Annotated in this window: 7 protein-coding genes; 2 read left to right on the top strand and 5 right to left on the bottom strand. The window is 45.1% G+C overall.

Annotation, left to right across the window (positions count from 1 at the left end; translation table 11 throughout):
- Positions 1-227: hypothetical protein (locus ABDW16_RS31120; protein WP_343675362.1), on the top strand; the 227-nt coding region annotated here is incomplete at its 5' end.
- On the opposite strand, the gene ABDW16_RS31115 is transcribed toward ABDW16_RS31120, so the two are convergent.
- The 3 genes from ABDW16_RS31115 to ABDW16_RS31105 all read right to left on the bottom strand — a co-directional run bounded on the left by ABDW16_RS31115 (position 224) and on the right by ABDW16_RS31105 (position 3,432).
- Positions 224-1,396, bottom strand: a complete 1,173-nt coding sequence (locus ABDW16_RS31115; protein ID WP_343675360.1) for a glycosyltransferase family 4 protein — start codon at positions 1,394-1,396, stop codon at positions 224-226. The two genes, ABDW16_RS31120 and ABDW16_RS31115, sit on opposite strands and share 4 nt — an antisense overlap.
- Before the next feature lie 89 nt (positions 1,397-1,485).
- Positions 1,486-1,971, bottom strand: coding sequence for a response regulator (locus ABDW16_RS31110; RefSeq protein ID WP_343675358.1), 486 nt, complete (start codon positions 1,969-1,971; stop codon positions 1,486-1,488).
- A gap of 231 nt (positions 1,972-2,202) precedes the next feature.
- Complete coding sequence (locus tag ABDW16_RS31105) at positions 2,203-3,432, bottom strand: DEAD/DEAH box helicase (protein ID WP_343675356.1); 1,230 nt, start codon at positions 3,430-3,432, stop codon at positions 2,203-2,205.
- Between the two features lie 142 nt (positions 3,433-3,574).
- Here ABDW16_RS31105 and ABDW16_RS31100 point away from each other — a divergent pair, with 142 nt between their 5' ends.
- Positions 3,575-4,684, top strand: coding sequence for a mechanosensitive ion channel domain-containing protein (locus tag ABDW16_RS31100; protein WP_343675354.1), 1,110 nt, complete (start codon positions 3,575-3,577; stop codon positions 4,682-4,684).
- Here the strand turns inward: ABDW16_RS31100 and ABDW16_RS31095 are convergent.
- On the bottom strand, positions 4,681-5,133 hold the full coding sequence (locus ABDW16_RS31095) for a VOC family protein (protein ID WP_343675352.1): 453 nt from the start codon (positions 5,131-5,133) through the stop codon (positions 4,681-4,683). The two genes, ABDW16_RS31100 and ABDW16_RS31095, sit on opposite strands and share 4 nt — an antisense overlap.
- 23 nt (positions 5,134-5,156) lie before the next feature.
- On the bottom strand, positions 5,157-5,529 hold a 373-nt coding region (locus tag ABDW16_RS31090; RefSeq protein ID WP_343675350.1), incomplete at its 5' end, for a T9SS type A sorting domain-containing protein.

The raw sequence follows: 5,529 nt of genomic DNA, 5'->3' as shown, positions 1-5,529 counted from the left end.
CCCCTCTACTCTCCCCATTTATTAAAACCCCCAAAGCAAATCTCTTAACTAACTTCCATCTCCTGGCCCCATCCAGTTCCCTCCTCCCTTTCTCTTACCACCGGGGCCGGGATGTGAAGTTTCACATACTCTCAAACATAATATCTTTCATCATGCCAGTATCTGTAGGCCCTGTCCCCCTCAATCTTCACCAGGGCCCCGATACTGATACACGCAACAAAAATTAATTCAACGCTGTATTCAGGTATTCCTGCAAAGCCGCAGGATAAAGCAATACCTCGGCTACCTCTTGTTTCTTAGTAGGTGTATAGCAGGTCCCTTCCATAAATACATCCTCAACCTGCTGCCTGAATTGTGTTGGCTTGAACTGACTCGCCACCAGCTGCGCCGCACAACTCATATCTGCGTATAACGGCTTGTTATTCATCAACTGTTCAATATGCTTGCGTACCTGCTCTATATAATGTCCGCTGATGCGGTAACCATTCCAGCCATGCGCTACCAGTTCATTCGCACCACCTGCCAGCGGTACAATCACCGGACGGCCATAACTCATTGCCTGCAGAATACTGACATCAAATGTCTCCTGGTAATATGCCGCATGAGACAGGTTCACCACCACAGCCGCACGTTGATAGAATGGGTGCAAATTCTGCTGTGCATCGTAAATCATGACGTTGTTCGGTACCATCACACCCTTAAAATAATCTCCAATTTCTTTATATGTCCCTTCGATCACCAGTTCAAACTGTGCCTTGGGCATTGTCTGCGCCAGTTCCATCAGTTCTTCCACGCCACTTTCTTCTTCCAGTTTCGCCACCATCAGGATGGTCTTGCGGGTACCATGCTTCGCATGCAATACCGCTTCCTGTATAAAAGTGCTGGGCAAACAGCTATGAATGACTCTCTTCTCTGCATTCCTGAATTCAAACTGAGACTGTACAAACCTGGAAGCATATACGATCTGGTGTGCTAATAACTGTGCACTTTTGAGCATCGGCTTCCTGAAAGCAGCATGCTGTATCGCTGTTTCGTGAATGTGGTAGGTAATTTGCGCCCCCTTCAGCCTGCTGGCCCATGCCGCTCCAAAAGGTTGTAAAGTATTAATGTATACCTTATCACCCTTTTTACTCAACAATAGTACCTTGAAGAAGATACTCATCTGCGCCAGCAGGAAGCTGAAGAATAAACGCATTTTGTTCCCCCGTTCTATATAATTAATATAGTGATACTGTATATCTGATAAATCTGTAAGATATCCTGGTGTATGACTATTGCCATTCGTAATCAGGTGAATATCCATGCCCTTCCCCGCCAGTGCTTCCAGCGATTCGCGGAAGATCAGTGTGTTGCCACTCCTGTCGTTTGTTAAATGAACTGCTATAATCTTTTTCATGGCCGCGTGTTTTAAAAATGAGTTTTACAGGTATAGGGATAAAAGGACCATCATGTAAACAATCGTAGGTGGTTAAATAGAACATTGATTTAATGTCTTAGCATGTCGTGCAAAAAGCTTACAATCATCAGCGTGGCGACGATCAGGCTAAAGAAAAAGAAGAAGCGGTTGTTACGTTTTTTCTTCTTCAGGTAGTCCTGTACAACGAACAGCTTGCTGAGTGTAGATGTAATGTGTTCCAGCACATTGTCGTCCTTTATAATGTAGTCAAAAGCACCATTTTTGAGAGAGGCAGTAGCGATGTCTGGCTGCTGTCTTGCGCTGGCAAAAATGACAAAGATGTTCGTGTTAAAGCGTTTGATTTCTTTCAGCACATCCAGACCGGTCATATCACCCAGGTCATGATCCAGGATTACGATATCCGGCTCATCTGTCAGCTGCTCCAGGAAGTCCTTGCCTGAAAGAAAGCAGGAAATGTGGTTGTAGCCCTGAGCTCTCAGGTGTTTATCGTAAGCTGCCAGATAAAATGGATCATCATCTACGACGTATATCTTGCTGTCTGTTTTAGTTGCCATTTTGTTGCCGTTTGATATAGTAGAAACCAATTAAAGGCCAGAAAATGAAACCGTGACAAATCCTTTGTGGTGGCTGATTTTGAGATTGGCATGGCCTGAAAAAGGTCTATTTTCAGGAAGATTTTCCCAAAAATGGAAAAAGAGAGAATAATGCCCTGGCCGAATGACAAGGCCATGAATTAAAAAAGCCCTGGCCAAATGACCAGGGCTTTAAAATGTATTTTTTAAGCCTTACTTTTTATTACTATACCTGTTCTTATTATTCCTGAACTTATATCCTCCAGGCCGCTTCTTTCCACTTCCCGGCTTTGCCGTATACGCTGGCACAGGCCCCAACTCCGCCGGTACCACTGCTTTGGTTACCGACTTGCCCAACACCTCTTCAATCCTCGCAAACTTTCTTTGTTCCTTCTCACTCACAATCGTGTAAGCTGTACCATCCGTTGCCGCTCTCGCCGTACGGCCAATCCTATGTATATAATCCTCTGCATCATTCGGCACATCATAATTGATTACCAGGTTGATATCCTCAATATCAATCCCCCTGCTCAATATATCAGTAGCCACCAGGATTTTTAATTTCTTACTCTTAAAATCCATTAGCACCTGTTCCCGCTTATCCTGCTCCAGGTCTGAATGTATCTGCTCTACTGTAAACTTTGCCTTCTGCAACTCATACGTGAGCTGCTTTACATTTTGCTTACGGGAACAGAAGATAATAATATTCTCAAACTGCTTCGCTTTCAGCAAAGCTTTTATCAATGCAGGTTTCTGTTCTTCATACACCACAAAAGCCTCCTGCACAATCTTTTCCGGCGGCTTGGAAATCGCAATATTAATTTCCTCCGGCTGGTGCAGTATCTTCAGGGCCAGTTTCCGGATCTTATCCGGCATCGTCGCAGAAAACAACAGGTTTTGTCTCACCTTGGGCAGGAAGGAAGTAATTTTAATGATATCATCATTAAAACCCATATCCAGCATACGGTCAGCTTCATCCAAAACCAGGTATTTCACTGCATCCAGCTTCACATATCCCATATTCAGGTGTGCAATCATACGCCCCGGCGTACAGATCACTATATCCACCCCTGAAGTCAGGGCTTTCTTTTCGGCAGAGAACAAGGCGCCATTACTACCTCCATACACAGCAATAGAGCTGATATTGGTAAAATAAGACATCCCTTCCAGCGTCTGTGCAATTTGCACCGCCAGTTCCCGTGTAGGTACAATGATCAGGGAATTGATCTTATGGTTATCGTGAGGTTCGGTAAGGAGCCGGTGAATAATGGGTAGCAGGAAAGCGGCAGTCTTACCTGTGCCGGTCTGCGCACAGGCGAGAATATCCTTACCAGCAATAATGGGGGGGATAACTTTTTCCTGTACAGGCGTTGCTGTGGCGTAACCCATTGCATCAATTCCGTCTAATACCCTGTCATCCAGGTCAAATTCATCAAAATACAAAGCGTGTACTGTTTAAAATAATTAAATATTTATTAAAGATAGCACAATCCGGCCAAAAACGGCTACCTGAGGTATCAACTACAGCCCATCCCGGTATGTTCTTTGTGGGAAATTAGGCTTTTCAGAACAAAATAACGTGACCATGCTGGAAGTTTTACGGGATCACCTGAACCTGCCGCCATTTTTATGGAATATTTTGCTAGGTGCCTCGGCACTGATTACCGGACTGATAATCAAGTATTTATTGGCCTTTATCTTGCGCTATACCACAAAGAATAATACCAGTTATTCTTTGATCAGGTCTATACTTAAGCACCTGGGTCTGGCGGTGAACTATTTACTTCCATTACTGGTTTTTGACCTCGTACTCCCATTCATGGAGCTTTCCAAAAAGCCACTGAATATCCTCTCGAAAACTGCCGAAATAGGCCTCATCCTTTCTTTTGGCTTCGCCCTCGCAGGCCTGGTCAAGGTCTTTGAAGACTATGTTTACCACACATACGACCTGAACAAGGAAGACAACCTTCGGGAACGTAAAATGCGGACCCAGTTACAGTTCGTACGTAAGCTCGCCATCAGCACAATTTTGGTGCTCACACTTTGTGCAGTACTACTCAGTTTTGATAGTCTCCGCAAGATCGGTGCAGGCTTATTGACGGGGGTAGGCGTCAGTGGTATCATCATCGGCTTTGCCGCCCAGCGGTCACTGTCCAATTTCCTCGCCGGTATGCAGATTGCTTTTACACAACCCATTCGTATAGACGATGTGCTCGTTGTGGAAGGTGAATGGGGCAGGGTAGAAGAGATCACGCTTACCTACGTGGTACTGGGTATCTGGGACCAGCGTAAACTGATCCTGCCTATCAATTATTTTATTGAAAAGCCATTTCAGAACTGGACCCGCACCGGCTCCGCCATATTGGGTACAGCCTTTCTATACCTGGATCATACCGCGCCTTTCGATGCCATGCGGGAGGAATTTGACCGCATTCTCAAAACCCACCCGCTATGGGATAGAAGAGTAAAAGCAGTACAGGTCACTGATATTAAAGAACGGGTGGTCGAAGTCCGCTTCCTGGTAAGTGCCAACAGTTCAGGTAAGGCATTTGATCTCCGCTGTGATATCAGGGAAAAGATGCTTGTTTTTTTACGGGACAATCATCCTTATTGTTTGCCTAAAACGCGGGCCTTACTGGAAGAAGGGAGTCACCCCAAAGAGATTAACCCATTCAATCCCCCGGCACAGGCTTAGTATTGATCATCATTCACCTCAATCCAGTTCCCCTCCGGGTCTTTAAAATAAACCTGCTGCACACCATCTACTCTCTTATTAGGAGTATCCGGCACACCCTGCCAGCTTTCAAAAGGCACCTTGTTCGCATGCAACCGGTCTATAAATGCTGACATAGACGGTATACTAAAGCACAGGTGTCCGTTCTTGTCGTGGGTAGTTACCGCCGCTGCGCCCCTGATCAGGTGCAACTGGCTATGCTCCCCGATCTTAAACCAGGAATGCCTGCCATCATGAAAAGGTTCTGGAATCGTATCTATCTGGAGAACATCCCTATAGAATGCAGTGGTTTTTTCAAGATCATATACATATACAGCGATATGGTTCAGTACCGGGCTTTTTTGGGCTATGGCGCGCATATGGGTCATCATAACAATTGCCAGCAGGCAGAGTGGAATTATCTTTTTCATACCTTTAAGATAAGGTATATTCTCTATAATCTCACCCTTACAAATTTTCGGCTGGCTTTGATACCTGTATCCATAAACAACGTGATTACATATATGCCGGGGTTGTATTTATCTACGTCAAACTTGTATTGAAATATACTTTCCGCCGGGTCTATCGTCTGCGAATCTGTAAACATCAGCTGCCCCGAAAGATTGACAATCCTGATATCGATCTGGGTGATCCCTGAACTCCCGCTACCATCACTCATCACGTACTTGACCGTTGCTGTACTGGCATATGCCGGGTTGGGGTACACCGTCATATCATCCTTCTTGTATGCAATGGTATCTCCCAAAGGTTGCTCAAAACCAAACCAAAGCGCATAGTTCAGACTACTATCTGCAAAAATGAGAGGT

It is taken from the genome of Chitinophaga sp. (genome assembly GCF_039596135.1).
GTDB lineage: Bacteria > Bacteroidota > Bacteroidia > Chitinophagales > Chitinophagaceae > Chitinophaga.
This window is presented reverse-complemented; position numbering and strand designations above follow the sequence as displayed.

Coding starts and splice junctions, on each gene's coding strand:
- ABDW16_RS31115 (WP_343675360.1), bottom strand. CDS start 1,396: ATGAAAAAGATTATAGCAGTTCATTTAACAAACGACAGGAGTGGCAAC.
- ABDW16_RS31095 (WP_343675352.1), bottom strand. CDS start 5,133: ATGAAAAAGATAATTCCACTCTGCCTGCTGGCAATTGTTATGATGACC.
- ABDW16_RS31110 (WP_343675358.1), bottom strand. CDS start 1,971: ATGGCAACTAAAACAGACAGCAAGATATACGTCGTAGATGATGATCCA.
- ABDW16_RS31100 (WP_343675354.1), top strand. CDS start 3,575: ATGCTGGAAGTTTTACGGGATCACCTGAACCTGCCGCCATTTTTATGG.